At 56.2% G+C, this 16,254-nt stretch carries 14 protein-coding genes; 10 read left to right on the top strand and 4 right to left on the bottom strand.

Annotated features, from left to right (window positions below; genetic code table 11):
• Nucleotides 1–18: 18 nt before the first annotated feature.
• Nucleotides 19–1,209, bottom strand: a complete 1,191-nt coding sequence (locus QRN85_RS03525) for an efflux RND transporter periplasmic adaptor subunit (protein WP_284757218.1) — start codon at nucleotides 1,207–1,209, stop codon at nucleotides 19–21.
• 49 nt (nucleotides 1,210–1,258) lie between these two features.
• Nucleotides 1,259–2,056 (bottom strand): alpha/beta hydrolase fold domain-containing protein, encoded by a 798-nt coding sequence (locus QRN85_RS03520; protein ID WP_062587796.1) that lies wholly within the window; start codon nucleotides 2,054–2,056, stop codon nucleotides 1,259–1,261.
• A 141-nt stretch (nucleotides 2,057–2,197) separates the two neighbouring features.
• Here QRN85_RS03520 and QRN85_RS03515 point away from each other — a divergent pair, with 141 nt between their 5' ends.
• A complete protein-coding gene (locus QRN85_RS03515; protein WP_112962368.1) occupies nucleotides 2,198–3,109 on the top strand; it encodes a LysR family transcriptional regulator in 912 nt (303 codons plus the stop codon).
• 100 nt (nucleotides 3,110–3,209) lie between these two features.
• Here QRN85_RS03515 and QRN85_RS03510 read toward each other — a convergent pair whose 3' ends face one another.
• On the bottom strand, nucleotides 3,210–4,418 hold the full coding sequence (locus QRN85_RS03510; protein ID WP_284757219.1) for an MFS transporter: 1,209 nt from the start codon (nucleotides 4,416–4,418) through the stop codon (nucleotides 3,210–3,212).
• A 58-nt stretch (nucleotides 4,419–4,476) separates the two neighbouring features.
• Nucleotides 4,477–5,466: an AraC family transcriptional regulator gene (locus QRN85_RS03505; protein WP_502870757.1), complete on the bottom strand. Its 990-nt coding sequence runs from the start codon at nucleotides 5,464–5,466 to the stop codon at nucleotides 4,477–4,479.
• Between the two features lie 250 nt (nucleotides 5,467–5,716).
• Here QRN85_RS03505 and QRN85_RS03500 point away from each other — a divergent pair, with 250 nt between their 5' ends.
• The 9 genes from QRN85_RS03500 (at nucleotide 5,717) to QRN85_RS03460 (ending at nucleotide 16,241) form a co-directional block, all read left to right on the top strand.
• Nucleotides 5,717–6,409: a FadR/GntR family transcriptional regulator gene (locus QRN85_RS03500; protein ID WP_062587787.1), complete on the top strand. Its 693-nt coding sequence runs from the start codon at nucleotides 5,717–5,719 to the stop codon at nucleotides 6,407–6,409.
• Nucleotides 6,406–7,581 carry a PLP-dependent transferase gene (locus QRN85_RS03495; protein ID WP_284757220.1) on the top strand — a complete coding sequence of 392 codons (1,176 nt, stop codon included), beginning with the start codon at nucleotides 6,406–6,408 and terminating at the stop codon, nucleotides 7,579–7,581. Before QRN85_RS03500 ends, QRN85_RS03495 begins: the two co-directional genes overlap by 4 nt.
• Nucleotides 7,582–7,619: 38 nt before the next feature.
• On the top strand, nucleotides 7,620–8,879 hold the full coding sequence (locus QRN85_RS03490) for an ABC transporter substrate-binding protein (RefSeq protein ID WP_113098104.1): 1,260 nt from the start codon (nucleotides 7,620–7,622) through the stop codon (nucleotides 8,877–8,879).
• A gap of 113 nt (nucleotides 8,880–8,992) precedes the next feature.
• Nucleotides 8,993–9,925, top strand: coding sequence for a carbohydrate ABC transporter permease (locus QRN85_RS03485; RefSeq protein ID WP_284757221.1), 933 nt, complete (start codon nucleotides 8,993–8,995; stop codon nucleotides 9,923–9,925).
• Between the two features lie 3 nt (nucleotides 9,926–9,928).
• Complete coding sequence (locus QRN85_RS03480; RefSeq protein ID WP_062587777.1) at nucleotides 9,929–10,759, top strand: carbohydrate ABC transporter permease; 831 nt, start codon at nucleotides 9,929–9,931, stop codon at nucleotides 10,757–10,759.
• Between the two features lie 3 nt (nucleotides 10,760–10,762).
• Nucleotides 10,763–11,833 carry an ABC transporter ATP-binding protein gene (locus QRN85_RS03475; protein WP_284757222.1) on the top strand — a complete coding sequence of 357 codons (1,071 nt, stop codon included), beginning with the start codon at nucleotides 10,763–10,765 and terminating at the stop codon, nucleotides 11,831–11,833.
• A 369-nt stretch (nucleotides 11,834–12,202) separates the two neighbouring features.
• Nucleotides 12,203–12,940 carry a glycosyltransferase family 25 protein gene (locus QRN85_RS03470; protein ID WP_284757223.1) on the top strand — a complete coding sequence of 246 codons (738 nt, stop codon included), beginning with the start codon at nucleotides 12,203–12,205 and terminating at the stop codon, nucleotides 12,938–12,940.
• Complete coding sequence (locus QRN85_RS03465) at nucleotides 12,937–14,304, top strand: O-antigen ligase family protein (protein WP_284757224.1); 1,368 nt, start codon at nucleotides 12,937–12,939, stop codon at nucleotides 14,302–14,304. Before QRN85_RS03470 ends, QRN85_RS03465 begins: the two co-directional genes overlap by 4 nt.
• Nucleotides 14,295–16,241 (top strand): polysaccharide biosynthesis protein, encoded by a 1,947-nt coding sequence (locus tag QRN85_RS03460; RefSeq protein WP_284757254.1) that lies wholly within the window; start codon nucleotides 14,295–14,297, stop codon nucleotides 16,239–16,241. Before QRN85_RS03465 ends, QRN85_RS03460 begins: the two co-directional genes overlap by 10 nt.
• The last annotated feature ends 13 nt before the right edge of the window (nucleotides 16,242–16,254 follow it).

The raw sequence follows: 16,254 nt of genomic DNA, 5'->3' as shown, positions 1-16,254 counted from the left end.
AGCAGGCCCGCCGGAATGTTATTGCGAGGCTGCGACCTTGTCTTCGGTCTGCGGAGCGACAACGGCACCGGGGCGAATACGCTGCAAACCGTTGACGACAATCTTGTCGCCTGCGGCAAGGCCGCTTTCCACCACACGCAGGCCATCTGCGGCTGCGCCGGGCTTTATCTGGCGGTAGTTAACCTTATTCTCGCCATCCACCACGAAGACGAACTTCTTGTCCTGATCGGTGCCGATGGCGCGGTCGGTGATGACGATGCGGTTTTCCGACTTCGGCTCACCCAGGCGCACCCGCACGAACTGGCCGGGGATCAGGCGTCCATCCGTGTTGGCAAAGACGGCGCGCACCCCGATGGTGCCGCTTGCACCATCGACCTGATTGTCGATGAGATGAAGCGTGCCTTTGATGGGCGTGCCCTCATCGGCAAGCGTGCCGACTTCGACCGGGATTTGCTCCAAGGCCTGAAGCGCGCCATCGGATACGGGCAATTGCGACAGCGCCTTGGTAACCATCTCTTCGCTGGCGTTGAAGCTGGCATAGATCGGGTCGACCGATACCAGTGTCGTAAGCGCTGGCGAGGCAGATCCGGCGGCAACCAGATTGCCGACGGTAATATCCAGCTTGCCAACGCGTCCGGAGACTGGTGCGCGAAGCTGTGTATAGCTGAGATCGAGCTGCGCCGTGGTCAATGCGGCACGGGCGGCCCGCAACTGTGCTTCGGCATCCGCAACATTGCTCTGGCGCTGGTCGAGATCGCTTTGCGAGATGGTGCGGTTGTCCGAGAGGCGGCGACCGCGCTCAAGCTCGGTTGTGGCGAGCCCAACCTTGGCCTGTGCAGAGGCAACCTGTGCTTCCGCACCGGCAACCGCTGCCTGATACGGTGCGGGATCGATTGTAAAGAGGAGATCACCGGCCTTGACCAATGCGCCTTCACGGAAATGGACTGCCTGGATTTGGCCCGCGACACGGGAGCGGATCTGGACGCGTTCTACCGCTTCGAGACGGCCTGAAAACTGCTCCCAATGCGTGATGTCACGGCTTTCAACGGTGGCGACGGTTACAGGAATCGCCGGCGTTTCTGCAGGAGCGGATGCTGCCACGGCACCCGTAGTCATGGGAAGATCGAATAGAAATGCCGCTGCTGCAACGGACACGGCAAGGCCGATGCCGGCACCCGCAAGGGCACGGCGCTTGTTCTTGAGCGTCATGGGATACTCCTTGGCCTCATCAGAAGCCGATCAGTTGGTGTAATGAATGCTAATGCTTCAGGTCTTGAACGAAATCCGCAAACTCGGCGCAGACAGCAGAAAGCCATGTGCCACCTTCACCGCGATAAAGCCCCGTCCAGCCGGAACCGGCAGGGAAAACATGCTGCCGAACGCGTATTCCTGCATCACTCAGGCGACCGGCGTAATTGACGGTCTCGTCATGCAGAGGATCGTCCTCGGCTGTAAAAATCAATGCCGGTGCCACCCGGTCGAGCCGCGTACACTGGCAGGGGGCGGCATAGGGATGTGCCACTCCGCAGGCCTTTGCCAGATACCGGCTCCAGCCCTCAGCCCAGCGCTGCCGCATACCGATCTTGTCGGCATCCCGAAAGGACATGGACGCCATCAGCGGATCGATCATCGGTGAGAGCAAAATCTGCCCTGCCAATTTTCCCGGCATCCTGTCTCGCGCCTTTAGCGCCAGACCGGCTGCCACATTGCCGCCTGCCTCTTCACCCGCAACGAACAGCAGCGATTTTGCGCTGCCATATTGCTTGCGGCTGTTGCTCAGGCAATTCAGGGCCTCGAACGCACAATCGATGACAGCTGGAAACTCGTTGCACGAGCTTGTGCTGTAATCCGCTTCGATGACGACTGCACCCTTGTCGGCAAGTGCTCGTGCAACCGGAAGCTCCGGACAGCGAGCGCCTTGCTCCAGAAAAGAACCGCCACGAAGATAAAGCACGAGCGGCGGCGTCCGGTTTTCACCTTCACCCTTGTAGATACGAACGGACAAGGGTGGCTGTGTTGCCCCGCTGCTCTCGATCGTCTGCCACTGCGTGTTCATTTCGTTTCCTTCGCGACCCGTTTGCAACGGGTCTTGCAGCAATTTCTGAATTAGATATTATTGTTCGAGATAAATTGCACAAGCGGGCAAAATTGAAAACACTATTCCAAATTCACGGACAATCGAACGAAAAGGCCAACAATGGATCAGTTAGCGGCGATGCGTGTGTTTGCACGGGTGGTGGAAACAGGGAATTTCACCCGGGCTGCCAACGCTCTCAACATTCCAAAGACCACGGTCACCAACATGGTGCAGGGGCTTGAAGCGCATCTGCGGACCACGCTTCTGAACCGGACAACGCGCCGGGTTATGGTCACAACGGACGGTGCGCTTTATTACGAACGCGCGACCCAGATCCTGTCGGAAATCGATGAACTGGACAGCAGCCTTTCCAACGCCAACGTCCAGCCATCGGGCCGCCTTCGTGTGGAAATGGCTGGTGTCTTTGCCGACGAGATCATCATTCCAAACCTTTGCGATTTTCACGAGCGCTTCCCTCTGATTCGGCTCGATATCGGCGTCGGAGACCGGCTGGTCGATTATATCGCAGAAAACGTCGATTGCGCCTTGCGGGTAGGGACCCTGCGCGACCAGTCGCTCATTGCCCGCAAAGTATCGGAACTCGATTTCATCACCTGCGCATCACCCGGTTACATCGAACGTTTCGGCATACCCCAGCAGCCGGAAGACCTTGAGATCGATCACTACTGCGTTGGATATCTCAATGCCAGCGCAGGACAAGTCATGAGCATGGCCTTCGATAATGGTATTCGCTCAACGGAGATCACCCCCCGCTACATCGTCTCCGCCAACGACGCCCGTACTTATCAAAACGCAATTCTCGCTGGGATGGGTGTCGGGCAACTGGTGCCGTTCTCCATCAGGAAGGAGATAAAGGAGGGCAAACTGGTCCAAATCCTTCCCGAGTGGAAAAGCGAGGCCATGCCCATCTATATCGTCTATCCGCAGACGCGACACGTGACGAACAAGGTTCGCGTTTTCGTGGACTGGGTGGCAAAGCTGCTGAACAGAAGTGCGCTGGGGTCTTTGTAATCCGGCCGGGCTTCCTGGAGGCAGCAGATGTGCTCCAAGCTCATACATCAGGACAAGATCGACTTGTCCTGATGAGGGTCACTTGCTTCAAGCCAAGCCGTCAACTGCGGGGTTGAACGAGCGCCAGCGCGACGGTCGCGGCCGCGAGGATGGCAGTCAGGGTCAGCGGCCCTGCGGCACCGTATGTATCCACGACATAACCACCGACAACCGCCCCGATGCTGATTGCGACCTGGAAGGAAACAACCATCAGGCTGCCTGCCGCCTCGAGATCATCAGGTGCGCTGCGGGACAGGTTGGTTGGTAGCACCACTGGCGCCATGCCGAAGGCGAAGCCCCAGAGCGCGACCAAAGTGAACGCGACAGCAGCATAAGCACCGCTAATGACCAGAGTGATTGCCGCCAACGCCATCAGTGCAGCGGTGACCACGAGCGCCATGCTGATACTGGCATCTGCCATCCTGCCACCAGCGACGTTGCCGACAACGGAGGCGATGCCGAAACCGAGCAGGGCGAGGGCGATTGATTGCGTATCGAGCAACGTCACCTGCTCGAGGAATGGTCGTACATAGATCGAGCCAGCGAAATGTCCGGTCATAAGCAAAAGGATGGCTAACATGCCCAACTGAACGCCGCGTCGCCGCGTCAGCTTGAGCACGTCGATCAGGCTGTTGCTTGTGCTGGCAGGCAGGGATGGCAGGCTCACCGCCTGCATCACCATGGCAATGACGGCAAGTCCGGCAGTTAACCCCATCGCCGTTCGCCAACCCAGCCAGTCGCTGATCAGGGCTCCCATGGAAGGCGCAGCTATGGTGGCCAAGGAAACGCCGAGGGTGACGATCGCCATGCCGCGGCCCGTTGCATTGGTGCCCACCAGTCTTGCAACGACGGCAACCGAAAGCGCCCAGAAGCCACTCAGTGCAATGCCCAATCCGGCTCGACCTACCAACAACAACCAGAATTCGCTCGCCGTAGCGGCAAGGATGTTAGATCCGACTGCGAGTGCGGTAAGAGCAACCAAAACTGTCTTGCGGTTCAATCTACCGATCAGGACATTGCTGAATAGCGCCGTAATCGCGCCAACGGAGGCCGTGGCCGTGACGACCTGCCCGGCTGTCCCTTCGCTGATGCCCAGGTCGCGCGCCATCGGCGTCAAGAGTCCGGCTGGCAGAAACTCGGCCGACACCAGAGCAAAGCTGGTAGCGGCCATGGAAAGGACGGCAAGCCAGGTCGCTGCCGTCCATGTGCTTTGTTCTTCTGTTTCTAAATCGGTGATTGGTTTGTCGAGCTGCAAAGTCGTGTCCGTCATTTCGGTGTCTCCTAAACTAAGGACATCTATAGACGGAGTTTTCAGGATGATCTGTGCCTTAAAATCCTAAATTCATATCCGTTCGTCCGGAATTTGTGCGGCGCACAGTGCCCGGAGAGATGTTTGTTACACGTTTGAACGCCCGCGCAAATGACGCTTCCGATTCGTATCCGAAGCGTGTGGCGACTTCAGCTACGGATACCCCTTTTCGAGACAGGAGTTCTCTTGCAAGCTCCATACGCAGACGGGCGAGGTAACGGGCCGGGCCCTCGCCGAGTACAGAACTAAACCGCTCGGCAAAGATGGAGCGTGATTGGCCTGCTACAATGGCAAGGTTTTCCAGCGTCCAATGGTGGCCAGGCTGGCGGTGGATGGCGGCCAGCACGCGTCCGATATGAGGATCGCGTATTGCAGCCAGCCAGCCGGTGGTTGATGCCCCACTGCAATTGACCCAGCAGCGAATAAGCCGGGCAGCCAGCAGGTCGGCCATGCGCGAAAGAACCGTCGCGCTTCCCATCTGTGGCTGTGAGGCCTCGACAGACATGGCAGCCAGCAAGGGTCCTATAAGCGGGTCGTTACCGGCCACATCACAGCCCCGGATGATGGGTGGCATCAAAGAAATCAGAGGATGAAGCGCGTGCTCGCCCAAGGCCATGGATCCGCAGAACAGGGTTGCGGTGGCACCCGTTCCCTCTCGGACGACTTCGCAGACGCTGCTTTCAAGCTTCGTTACCTGGCATGATTTACGGCAATCGCCCTCTACATCCGGTGCGCTTGCCAGGCGGTGAGCAACACCCTGTGGCAAGAGGACCAGATCGCCATCACTCAGCGCCTGCCAACCCTGCGCTTCCGTATGAATCCAGCATGGGCCCTGGCTGACGAAGTGAAAGCGCAACAACGGTTGTTCGGGAAAGGCAATGCTCCACGGATGCCGCAACTCGCAACGTCCATAGTTGACACCGCTCAAGCGAAAGTCCCGCAGGACCTCGCTCAGGGCGTCCATGGGCAAATCTGGAGACGGTAACTTCTCGGGTGAATGGTCAAGCATGGACATGATTTATATGCAGATCATCTCATTTTCAATGCTGATCTTCGCAAATCAGCGCTAGCAGTATGTCTGGCTATTGGTCCTTCAGTGTGAAGCCGCATGTGTGTGCTCCCTCGGACAATGGCTGGTGGCCAAAATACGAGACCGTCTTGATAAAATCCTAATATGTGTTAATCGGTAAGATGTCAGACCAATTTATCGTCTGCACGGTCGGGGTTTTTGGATGGACAAGCCAATAGACAGTCACCTGATGACGCCGCTGCCTGCGGTCGACAGAGTGCGCCAGGTCGAGGCTGCGCTCGCGGAATTCGTCAACAGGGCCGGGCTGAAGGCCGGAAGTCGCCTGCCTGCAGAGCGTGAACTTATGACAGCGCTGGGTGTCGGGCGCTCCACCATCCGAGAGGTCATCCGCAAGTTTCAGGCGCTTGGCGTTATCGATAGCCGCAAGGGTAGCGGCAACTACCTTCTCAAGCCGATTTCCAGCGCAACCGTTCACATGCCGATTTCCATTGAGGCGGAAAGCCTGCGCGATGCTTTGCTGATGACGCTGGAGGTTCGACGCGGAATAGAGGTCGAGGCATCCATGGCCGCTGCGCGCCGCAGAACGGAAGAGGATATCGAGACCATGCGCCTGCGGCTTGAGGAAATGGAATGTGTCCATCTTGCCGAGGGTACGTCCGGCAAGGCCGATCTCGCGTTTCACCTTTCCATTTATGACGCCACCCACAATTCGCTGTTCAAGCAGCTTCTGGAGCAGATGCGTGAGGGCTTCGAGCGGTTCTGGTTGAAACCGTTCGACAGGCCGGATTTCGCGGCGCGCTCCTTTCCATTCCACCGCACGCTGTTCAACGCCATTGTCGCTTCGGACGCGGTCTCTGCACGCGAAGAAACGCTGAAAATCCTCGCCATCGTCGAGGAAGATATCAAGGACATGTCCAAATGAGCCAAGGCAATGATCTCTACGATCCCGCATCTCTCATCGTTGCCCATGATGAAACGCATGCCTTTGAGGCTGTGGTGCCGCCCATCGTCCAGACCTCGCTTTTCACCTTCTCAAGCTATGACGAAATGGTCGCCACTTATCGTGGAGAGAGAAATCGCCCCGTCTATACGCGTGGACTGAACCCGACGGTTCGGATGTTTGAGGAAATGCTGGCCAAGCTTGAGGGTGCGGAGGATGCGCTTGGCTTTGCCAGTGGCATGGCGGCGATTTCGTCCACCGTTCTGTCTTTCGTTTCACCGGGAGACCGTATCGTTGCCGTGCGCCATGTCTATCCGGATGCCTTCCGTCTTTTCGGCACCTTGATGAAGCGCATGAATATCGGCGTGACCTATGTCGATGGTCGTGATGAGGCTGCCGTCGAAAAGGCGATGCCGGGCGCAAAGCTTTTTTACATGGAAAGCCCCACGAGCTGGGTCATGGAAGCGCATGATGTCGGCGCGCTTGCTGCGATTGCGCGCCGTCACGGAGCGGTTTCGGTTATCGATAATTCCTGGGCGAGCCCGATCTTTCAAAAGCCGCTGTCGCTTGGCGTCGATCTGGTCGTGCATTCGGCCTCAAAATATCTCGGCGGCCACAGCGATGTGGTGTCCGGCATCGTTGCGGGCTCGAAAGCGATGATCGATACCATCCGTGCCGAAGCCTATCCCTATCTGGGCGGCAAGATGTCTCCGTTTGATGCCTGGCTTTTGATCCGCGGATTGCGCACGCTGCCCATTCGCATGCGGGCGCATCAGGAATCGGCGCTGGCAATCGCCTCACGTCTGCAGGCGCTCGATGTCGTCGAGACGGTTTGCCATCCGGGTCTGGCGAACCGCCTGCCGCCGGGCCTGAATGGCACATCGGGCCTGTTTTCATTCATTTTCCGCGAGGGCGTTGATGTCAGGGCCTTTGCCGACCGTCTTCAACTTTTCAAACTTGGTGTTTCCTGGGGAGGACATGAAAGCCTGATCGTCCCTGGCGAAGTGGTGCTCGAACAGAAGGCGCAGCCGAATTCGGCGCATACGTTCGGTATCAGCCCGCGCTCCGTGCGCCTGCATGTCGGTCTTGAGGGTACAGAAGCGCTCTGGAACGATCTTGATACTGCGATCATGGAGGCATCTGCCGCCGCCTGACGCATTGACCAACGACGACAAAAAAATGGGAGAACGCAATGAAAAAACTGGTAGCAGCAACACTTTTCACCGCCCTGATGGCCGGAACGGCACTGGCGGACACGACTCTGAAGCTCGTGGAAGTCATCACGAGCCCTGAACGCACCGAGACCCTGAAGGGCCTCGTCTCCAAATTCGAAGCCGCCAATCCCGGCACGAAGGTCGAAATCGTCTCCCTTCCATGGAGCGAAGCATTCCAGAAATTTGCCACCATGGTTTCGGCAGGCGATGTTCCCGATGTCATTGAAATGCCTGATACATGGCTGTCGCTCTATGCCAATAACGGCATGCTTGAAAGCCTCGAGCCCTATCTGGCAAAGTGGGAACACACCGCCGGTTTGAGCGCCCGCACGCTGGAGCTTGGCCGTGACGTCAAGGACACGGCCTACATGCTGCCCTACGGTTTTTACCTGCGCGCCATGTTCTACAACAAGAAGCTGCTTGAGCAGGCAGGTGTGAAGGAACCGCCGAAGACGCTGGAAGACTTCGCCGATGCCTCCAAGAAGGTTGCCGCCATCCCCGGAAAATACGGATATTGCCTGCGCGGCGGTCCGGGCGGTCTGAATGGCTGGGTCATGTTCGGCGCGTCCATGGCCGGCTCCAACGAGTTCTTCACCAAGGACGGACAGTCGACCTTTGACAGCCCCGGCTGGATAAAGGGCCTGACCTATGTCATCGATCTCTACAAGAACGGCTACGCACCGAAGGACAGCGTCAACTGGGGCTTCAATGAGATCGTGGCCGGTTTCTACTCCGGCACATGCGCTTTCCTCGATCAGGACCCGGATGCGCTGATTGCCATTGCCCAGCGCATGAAGGCGGAAGATTTCGGCGTGATGACGATGCCGAAGGGTCCCGATGGCAAGACCTTCCCCACAATCGGCTTTGCGGGCTGGTCGATGATGGCGTCCTCCAAGAGCAAGGACTTGTCCTGGAAGTTGATCGAGACGCTGGAAGGGCCGGAAGGCAACATCGAGTGGAACAAGAAAACCGGTGCGCTTCCCGTTCACACCTCGGCAGAAAAAGATCCGTTCTATGCCAGCGAGCAGTTCAAGGGCTGGTTCGAGGAACTGGCAGACAAGAATGCCGTGCCGACGACCATGCCGACCTATCTCGAGGAATTTGCATTCTTCAAGGACTCGCTCGTCATCAAGTCATCGCAGGAAGCTCTTCTGGGTGACATCACCCCGGAAGAACTTGCCAAGCAGTGGGCTGACTACATGACCAAGGCTCAGCAGAAGTTCCTGCAATCGAAATAAACGAGACAGGCAGCGCGTGACCATCCGCGCTGCCTGATCACCGCTTCGGTTCAGAAACAAACGAGATCAGCGCATGGCGCACTCGTTCGCCGTCTTTCGCTGGGGAGCATTCGATGTCCTATACCCAAACCGCCGGGCCCGTGGCCGCCCGCAAGCCCGCTTTGCAGCGTCTGGCAAGAGCCGCCGAGCCATGGCTTTACAGTGCGCCAGTCCTGGTCCTTATCATCACGGTCATGATGGTGCCGCTGGTTCTGGGCTTGTCCTACGCATTCCGCGACGTTCAACTGCTCAACCCTTTCTCCGGCGGGTTCATCGGCCTCGACCATTTCAGAGAGCTTTCGCAGGATGTTGCCTTCTATCGCGCGCTGAAGAACACGCTCTGGTGGACCGGCGCTTCGGTCTTTCTGCAATTCTTTTTCGGACTTATTCTCGCCCTGCTTCTCGACAAACCTTTTGCGGGCCGTGGCGTGGTGCAGGCGCTCGTCTTCCTGCCATGGGCCGTGCCGACGTTTCTGGCCGGGCTCAACTGGGCATGGCTGTTCAATCCGGTCATCGGTCCGCTGCCGCATTGGATGACGTCGCTGGGGCTGCTCTCTGCGCCCAACAACATTCTCGCGGATCCGCATCTGGCCATGTGGGGTCCGATCATCGCCAATGTCTGGTGGGGCATTCCGTTTTTTGCCATCACGCTGCTGGCCGCCCTTCAGGCCATTCCGCGTGATCTCTACGAGGCCGCATCGATTGATGGCGCAACGCCGCTCCAGCGCTTCACATCCATCACGCTGCCGTTTCTTGCGCCAACCATCGCAATCACGGTTTTGCTGCGGACTGTCTGGATCGCGAATTTCGCCGATCTCATCATCGTCATGACCAATGGCGGGCCTGCCGACCGCACGCAGATCGTTGCAAGCTACATCTTCACGCAGGCCTTCAAGCGGCTCGATTTCGGCTACGCATCCGCCATCGCGCTGGCTCTCTTGGTCCTTCTGCTCGCCTATTCCATGGTCATCGTCATCATGCGCCAGCGCCTTATTGAGAAGGATTGACCTATGACCAGCAGGATTTTCCTGACAATTGCGCATCGTTTCGCACTTCTTCTCTACGTCATCTTTGCGCTCTTCCCGCTGTTCTGGCTCCTCAAGGTGTCGGTCACGCCCAACGATCTTCTTTACAGCGAAGGCGTGCGGATGTGGCCATCGCATGCAACGCTTGATCACTATCGCTACGTCATCGAAAACAGCGCGTTTCCAACCTTCTTCAAGAACAGCGTCATCGTTGCGGGCTCTACGGCTTTTGCGGTCACCATCCTGTCTTCGCTGGCCGGTTATGCGCTGTCGCGTTTCCGTTTTCGCGGCAAATACTGGGTCATCGGACTGATGCTGGTCACACAGATGTTTCCGCTCGTCATGCTGGTGGCGCCCATTTTCAAAATGCTTTCGCCGCTGGGCCTGACGAACAGCCTCACGGGCCTTGTCATCGTCTACACGGCCTTCAACGTGCCCTTTGCGACGTTCCTCATGCAATCCTTCTTTGATGGCATTCCGAAAGACCTTGAGGAAGCTGCGATGATTGATGGCGCCAGCCGGTTCAAGGCGTTCCGGCAGATCATTCTGCCGCTAACGCTGCCGGGCATCGCCGCAACGCTTGGCTTCGTCTTCACCGCAGCTTGGAGCGAGCTGCTCTTTGCCCTGATGCTGATCTCGGGAAACGAAAGCGCCACATTCCCGGTTGGTCTGCTGACCTTCGTCTCGAAATTCTCGGTCGACTTTGGACAGATGATGGCGGCCGGCGTGCTGGCATTGATCCCCGCATGCCTCTTCTTCCTGCTCATTCAACGATACCTCGTGCAGGGCCTGACGGCCGGTGCGGTGAAAGGATAATCCATGGCTTCCATCGAGCTTAATCGCGTCGCTAAATCCTATGGGGATCATCCCGTCCTGCACGGTGTCGATCTTACCATTGCCGATGGCGAATTCGTCGTCCTCGTTGGGCCATCCGGCTGCGGAAAGTCGACGCTTCTGCGCATGATCGCCGGTCTCGAAGAGATCACATCAGGCACCCTCACAATTGATGGGCAACTGGTCAACGACCTCAAGCCGAAGGACCGGGATATCGCCATGGTCTTCCAGTCCTACGCGCTTTACCCTCATATGAGCGTGGCAGACAATATGAGCTACAGCCTACGTCTGCGCAAAAGCCCCAAGGAGGTGATTGCCTCAGCGGTTGCCGCCGCCTCCGGCAAGCTTGGGCTTGACCCCTATCTGGCACGGCGTCCAAAGGCGCTTTCCGGCGGACAGCGCCAGCGCGTCGCCATGGGTCGCGCAATCGTGCGCCAGCCAAAAGCATTCCTTTTCGACGAGCCGCTCTCGAATCTGGATGCGCGCCTGCGCGAGCAGATGCGGGCAGAAATCAAGCGTATGCAGGCAGATTTGCGTGCCACCTCCGTCTATGTAACCCACGATCAGATCGAAGCCATGACGCTCGCATCCCGCATCGTTGCCATGAATGACGGATATGTGCAGCAGATCGGCGCGCCGCTCGATCTTTATGATCGTCCGGCCAACCTGTTCGTTGCAGGCTTTATCGGTTCACCCGGAATGAATTTCCTTGAAGGACGCTGCGTTCAAGGGGCTGAGGCAAGCCAGATGGCTCTGCCGGATGGCAGCATATTGCCGCTTCAGCGGCGCATTGCTGTTAAAGATGGCGAGGCGATAACGCTTGGCATTCGACCCGAGCACGTGATTGTGGCTCCGGACGCACAAGGCATTGAGGCCAAGGTGGACCTTGTCGAGCCGACGGGCCTTGGCATCATCCTGCATCTCGCCGTCCACGGGATGCCCTTCAAGCTGTTTTCGTCAGACAGGGCGCTCTTGCAGCCGGGCAAATCCATCACCGTCGGTCTGCCGCCGGAAAAGCTGCATGTCTTTGACATGAAGGGCGACCGGATCGACTGATTTATCATGAGGTCGAAGCCGCCGGCGTTGCCAACGAAAACACCGTCACGATCGCTAAAGAATGGCGTTTGGCCAACAACAGCCGGCCTAGCCTTGGTCTGCAGTTTTGCTCCCGGAGCCGAGAGGAGACCACCCCGGGTTATCAGATGCCGCAACCAATTGAGGGCCCTCCGTTTAACTTCAACTCTCGCGGAATATTCATTTCTTGTTGAAAACGTGCTTAATATCTCTAGTTGAATCAATTGTTTGCTGCTAGTAATTTGGGTGGACGCATACGGTTTATAATACGTTTCTGTCCAATCAGCCGATTTTAAGTGAACGTCTGTGAGCGCGTGTTTGAGAACAGATGTACGACGAAGTGGGGAGCTTGTGGAGACGTTCGTCATATACGTTATTAATCTCGAGAGGTCTCCAGATCGTTGGAATACTATACTTTCTCAAGCAAATAGTATCGGCGTCAGCATTGAACGTGTTCCCGGTGTTGATGGATGTGCAATACGCAGCGGCGATTGGATAAACGTTGACGAAAAGAAATTTGAACTTAGAAATGGGCGGAAAATACTGCCCGGCGAATATGGGTGTTATAAGGCTCACCTCTCTGTTTTAGAGATGTTTGTCGCAAGTCCTCACTCCGCCGCTATCATTGTCGAAGACGATGTCGATCTGACGGAGAATTTTCTCCCTCGTGTGGCTGCGATCCGCGATCACCTACCATCTGCTGAACTCGTAAAACTTCTGAACCACCGTGCTAAAGGTTTCAGAGAGTCCATCGTCACGGCCTACGGCGATCGGGTCGGTCGCTGTCTTCACGGGCCACAAGGATCCGCCGCTTGTTATTTGGTTACGCGCAGCGGTGCTATCAAGTTGCTCGATCAAATACAGACGATGCGCTATCCTTACGACATTGCGCTTGAGCGTGGCTGGAAGACGGGAGTAGAGGTCTATACGGTAGCCAACAATATTGTAAATCTCTCGAAACATTCGAGTAACAGTCAAATCGCTGACCGCAGCCAGTATCGCGCGGTCAAGATCAGAGGGCTTCGTAAGATGTCGACCCATGTTATCAGGGCGATCGAATATTTGCGCCGCATTTGGTACGCGTTGTGAGCGGTCCATCCTTTTCCAGGCTTTTCGTCCTCAATGCCTTGATGGGTATTTGCTGGCTCGTCATGATGTCGGTCACGTTGGTTGAAAGCGACGCCTACAGATATGCTGCGCTTTCAGTCATTATTATATTCGTGTTTTTTCTTCCGAAGGAAGATAACGCAAACCTTCATGATTGGCTTGCCGTTTTATGTGTTGCCTGCGGTAGTATTGCGCTTTTCCGTTTTCTCTATCAGTTGATCATGACAGGTGAAAAAGGCGCTTCGGAGTGGCTGTATGCCTTTCCTTTGCTCTTTCCTCTTCTGGGTAGGGCGCTATATGGCAGCAGGAGCATTCTGCGAGTTGTGATCGCCTGTTTCTTCTGTATCGCGCTTTTGCTTCTTTTGATATCTACCGACTTTGCTCGAGCGCTCACCGGCGAGCGTATTTTCCCTCTGTTCCATCAAAACCCGATCCACGGTGCCGTTGGCTGCGGCTTTCTCGTCATTGGCGCCTTTTACTGGGCGTCACACAATTATGAGATGGGTAGCACTCGTGCTGTGCGAACCGCCGTGACTTCAATTGCTATGCTCGTCATCGCAATCGCGCTTTTTAATATTTGGGGGTCTAAATCCAAAGGGGTCTGGCTGGCGCTCATACCCACCTTTCTCCTGATCGTGTCCAGCGCATTTCTTTTTCTACGCAGAAAAGAGGTTTTGGTATCACTGGTGGCCGGTGTTTTGCTTCTGGGTTCAGGCGTTTTTCTTGCCCACCAGAATATTCTGGCGGTGGTTGGCCCTACAGCGAAAACAGTTGTTACGCTGTATGATGACTTTGTGGGCGGTCGCTCCGTGTCCAGCTTTTTGGGCGACGCCATTGCATCTCCTGAAACGCCATTCAGTGTCGATGAACGTCTTCAACTGTGGTCGAATGCATCCGAAATCATTGCGGCATCGCCCATTTTTGGAAGCGGTAATCATTGGCTGGCTATCTGGCACACGACGCACTACGCAGGCATCCCTTATACACTCATGCATAATGGCTACCTCGAGGTTCTCGTTCGGCATGGTTTTGTTGGCTTAGCCATTTATGGGCTGATATTTGTAGCAAGCATCTATCGCGTCTTTCGTGCATCAAAACAGGGGCTTCTCAGCAAAAGCGCTTTCTTGTGTTACTTTGTTTGTGCCATCTATTTTGCCTTCACGATTTTAAGCAACTCAAATAACCGGTTAGCGCTGGGCGAATCTTACGTTCTGCTTTTTAGCGCTGTCTGCTTTGCGTGTACAATAAGTATGAAAATGGCGCGCCCTGACGTTGAAAGTACTCCTCAATCCGGAGCTACGGTCGCTGAGGCAAGTATGGACCGCAAAAGGCAGACATACGCGTGATCGAAGATAAATACATACAGCAAATACTTAATTTGCCGCGATCAACGAAGCGCGCCTTGGCACTCGTCGTTGATGCCTCTTTTTGCGTGCTGACGATCTGGCTGGCATTTTGCTTTCGCCTGAATGACTGGGTTGCGCTTTCTGGAATCCAGCTGCTGACCATTCCAGTTTCGCTTGCCATCGCACTCCCCATTTTCATCACTGTGGGCCTATACCGGGCCATATTCAGGTTTATGGGGTGGGCTGCTTTCATCGCCGTTATCAAGGCCGTGGCGATTTATGGTCTAGCCTTTATGGCCATATTCACTGCGGTGAGCTTTCCCGGGATACCGCGTACGGTCGGCATCTTGCAGCCATTATTGTTGTTGATTGCAATAGCCTTGTCACGGTTTACGGCGCGATATTTCTTGTCTGAGGCATACAACCGCATTCTGAAGCAATCCAGTCGGCGTAACGTTCTGATCTACGGAGCTGGATTTGAAGGCAGGCAGTTTGCAAGCATCCTCAATCAAAGCCTGGACTTTCGTCTCTGTGGCTACCTTGATGATGACAAGAACCTTCAGGGCAGCCTCATCGGTGGGGTCAAGGTTTTTAAGCCAGAGCAAATTGTCGATATTTGTGGCGCGCTAGACATCAGCACTGTTCTGCTTGCTCTTCCAAAAGTAGACCGGAAGCGACGCAATGACATCATAGAAGAACTGCGCGGCGCGCGTGTCGCGGTTCGCACTGTGCCCAATGTCAGCGAACTTGCGATTGGAAAAGGCCAGACCGCGGATATGCAGGAGCTGGATGTTGAGGATCTTCTGGGGCGTGAGCCGGTACTGCCAAACCAGGAGTTGCTTGATAGAAACGTCAGGGGCAAGGTGGTGCTTGTCACAGGCGCGGCTGGCTCAATCGGCAGTGAGTTGTGTCGAGGGCTCATAAAATCCGAGCCTTCGATGCTGATCCTGCTCGATCAAAGCGAGTTCGGCCTCTACTCCCTGGAAGCCGAGCTTCTGAAACACGGTGATAGCTGCCCGCAAATTATTCCTCTGCTCGCCGATGTGTGCGACGAGACCCGTATCTCGAAGATCATGCAGACATGGAAGCCCGCGACAATCTATCATGCTGCCGCATATAAGCACGTTCCTCTGGTGGAGCAGAATCCGGTAGAGGGGGTCAAGACAAACGTCTTTGGGACTTTGACCGTTGCAAAGGCGGCCATTGATGCGGGGGCATCGAATTTCATACTTGTCAGCACTGACAAGGCCGTCCGGCCTACGAATGTGATGGGCGCGACCAAACGGCTGGCGGAAATGTGTCTGCAGGCCCTGGCTGCTGATGGTTCGCAGACGGTTTTATCGATGGTGCGATTTGGCAATGTTCTCGGCTCATCCGGTTCCGTCGTTCCTTTGTTTCGAAGGCAAATCCATGAAGGCGGCCCCATCACGCTGACCCATCAGGATATAACCCGTTTCTTCATGACCATTTCCGAGGCCACGCAGCTTGTCGTTCAGGCGGGCGCAATGGGCACGGGCGGAGATGTGTTCGTGTTGGACATGGGCGAACCTATCAAGATCATGGATCTGGCGCGTCGCATGGTCGAGCTTTCCGGCCACACCGTTCAGGATGAGCGCCACCCCGATGGCGATATCCGTATCGTCATGACAGGCCTGCGCCCGGGTGAGAAACTTTACGAGGAGATGCTCATTGGCAATAATCCCGAACCGACTGAGCACCTTAAAGTCATGCGGGCGCAGGAAAAACTGCTCGCATGGCCGGAGCTGAAGCCCAAGCTGGACACTCTTGTCACCACGGTTGCTGGCGGTGATGCGGCAGCGGTAAAGCTGCTTCTTTCCGAGCTTGTGGAAGACTACACACCGTTTGACAAGATCGTAGACCACGTGTTTGTGCAGGATGGGCAAAGAAACTGTGACGTTTCCAAGACACCCACATAAGCCGAAACTCAGG

This window comes from Agrobacterium sp. fls2-241-TYG-188a, from assembly GCF_030209845.1.
The sequence above is the reverse complement of the archived record's forward strand: the minus strand, read 5'-3'. Positions and strand labels throughout refer to the sequence as shown.

Bases quoted from the DNA above. Each gene is read 5' to 3' on its own strand.
- QRN85_RS03505 (WP_502870757.1), bottom strand. From the start codon at position 5,466: ATGCTTGACCATTCACCCGAGAAGTTACCGTCTCCAGATTTGCCCATG.
- QRN85_RS03525 (WP_284757218.1), bottom strand. From the start codon at position 1,209: ATGACGCTCAAGAACAAGCGCCGTGCCCTTGCGGGTGCCGGCATCGGC.
- QRN85_RS03515 (WP_112962368.1), top strand. From the start codon at position 2,198: ATGGATCAGTTAGCGGCGATGCGTGTGTTTGCACGGGTGGTGGAAACA.
- QRN85_RS03490 (WP_113098104.1), top strand. From the start codon at position 7,620: ATGAAAAAACTGGTAGCAGCAACACTTTTCACCGCCCTGATGGCCGGA.
- QRN85_RS03495 (WP_284757220.1), top strand. From the start codon at position 6,406: ATGAGCCAAGGCAATGATCTCTACGATCCCGCATCTCTCATCGTTGCC.
- QRN85_RS03500 (WP_062587787.1), top strand. From the start codon at position 5,717: ATGACGCCGCTGCCTGCGGTCGACAGAGTGCGCCAGGTCGAGGCTGCG.
- QRN85_RS03475 (WP_284757222.1), top strand. From the start codon at position 10,763: ATGGCTTCCATCGAGCTTAATCGCGTCGCTAAATCCTATGGGGATCAT.
- QRN85_RS03480 (WP_062587777.1), top strand. From the start codon at position 9,929: ATGACCAGCAGGATTTTCCTGACAATTGCGCATCGTTTCGCACTTCTT.
- QRN85_RS03520 (WP_062587796.1), bottom strand. From the start codon at position 2,056: ATGAACACGCAGTGGCAGACGATCGAGAGCAGCGGGGCAACACAGCCA.
- QRN85_RS03485 (WP_284757221.1), top strand. From the start codon at position 8,993: ATGTCCTATACCCAAACCGCCGGGCCCGTGGCCGCCCGCAAGCCCGCT.
- QRN85_RS03510 (WP_284757219.1), bottom strand. From the start codon at position 4,418: ATGACGGACACGACTTTGCAGCTCGACAAACCAATCACCGATTTAGAA.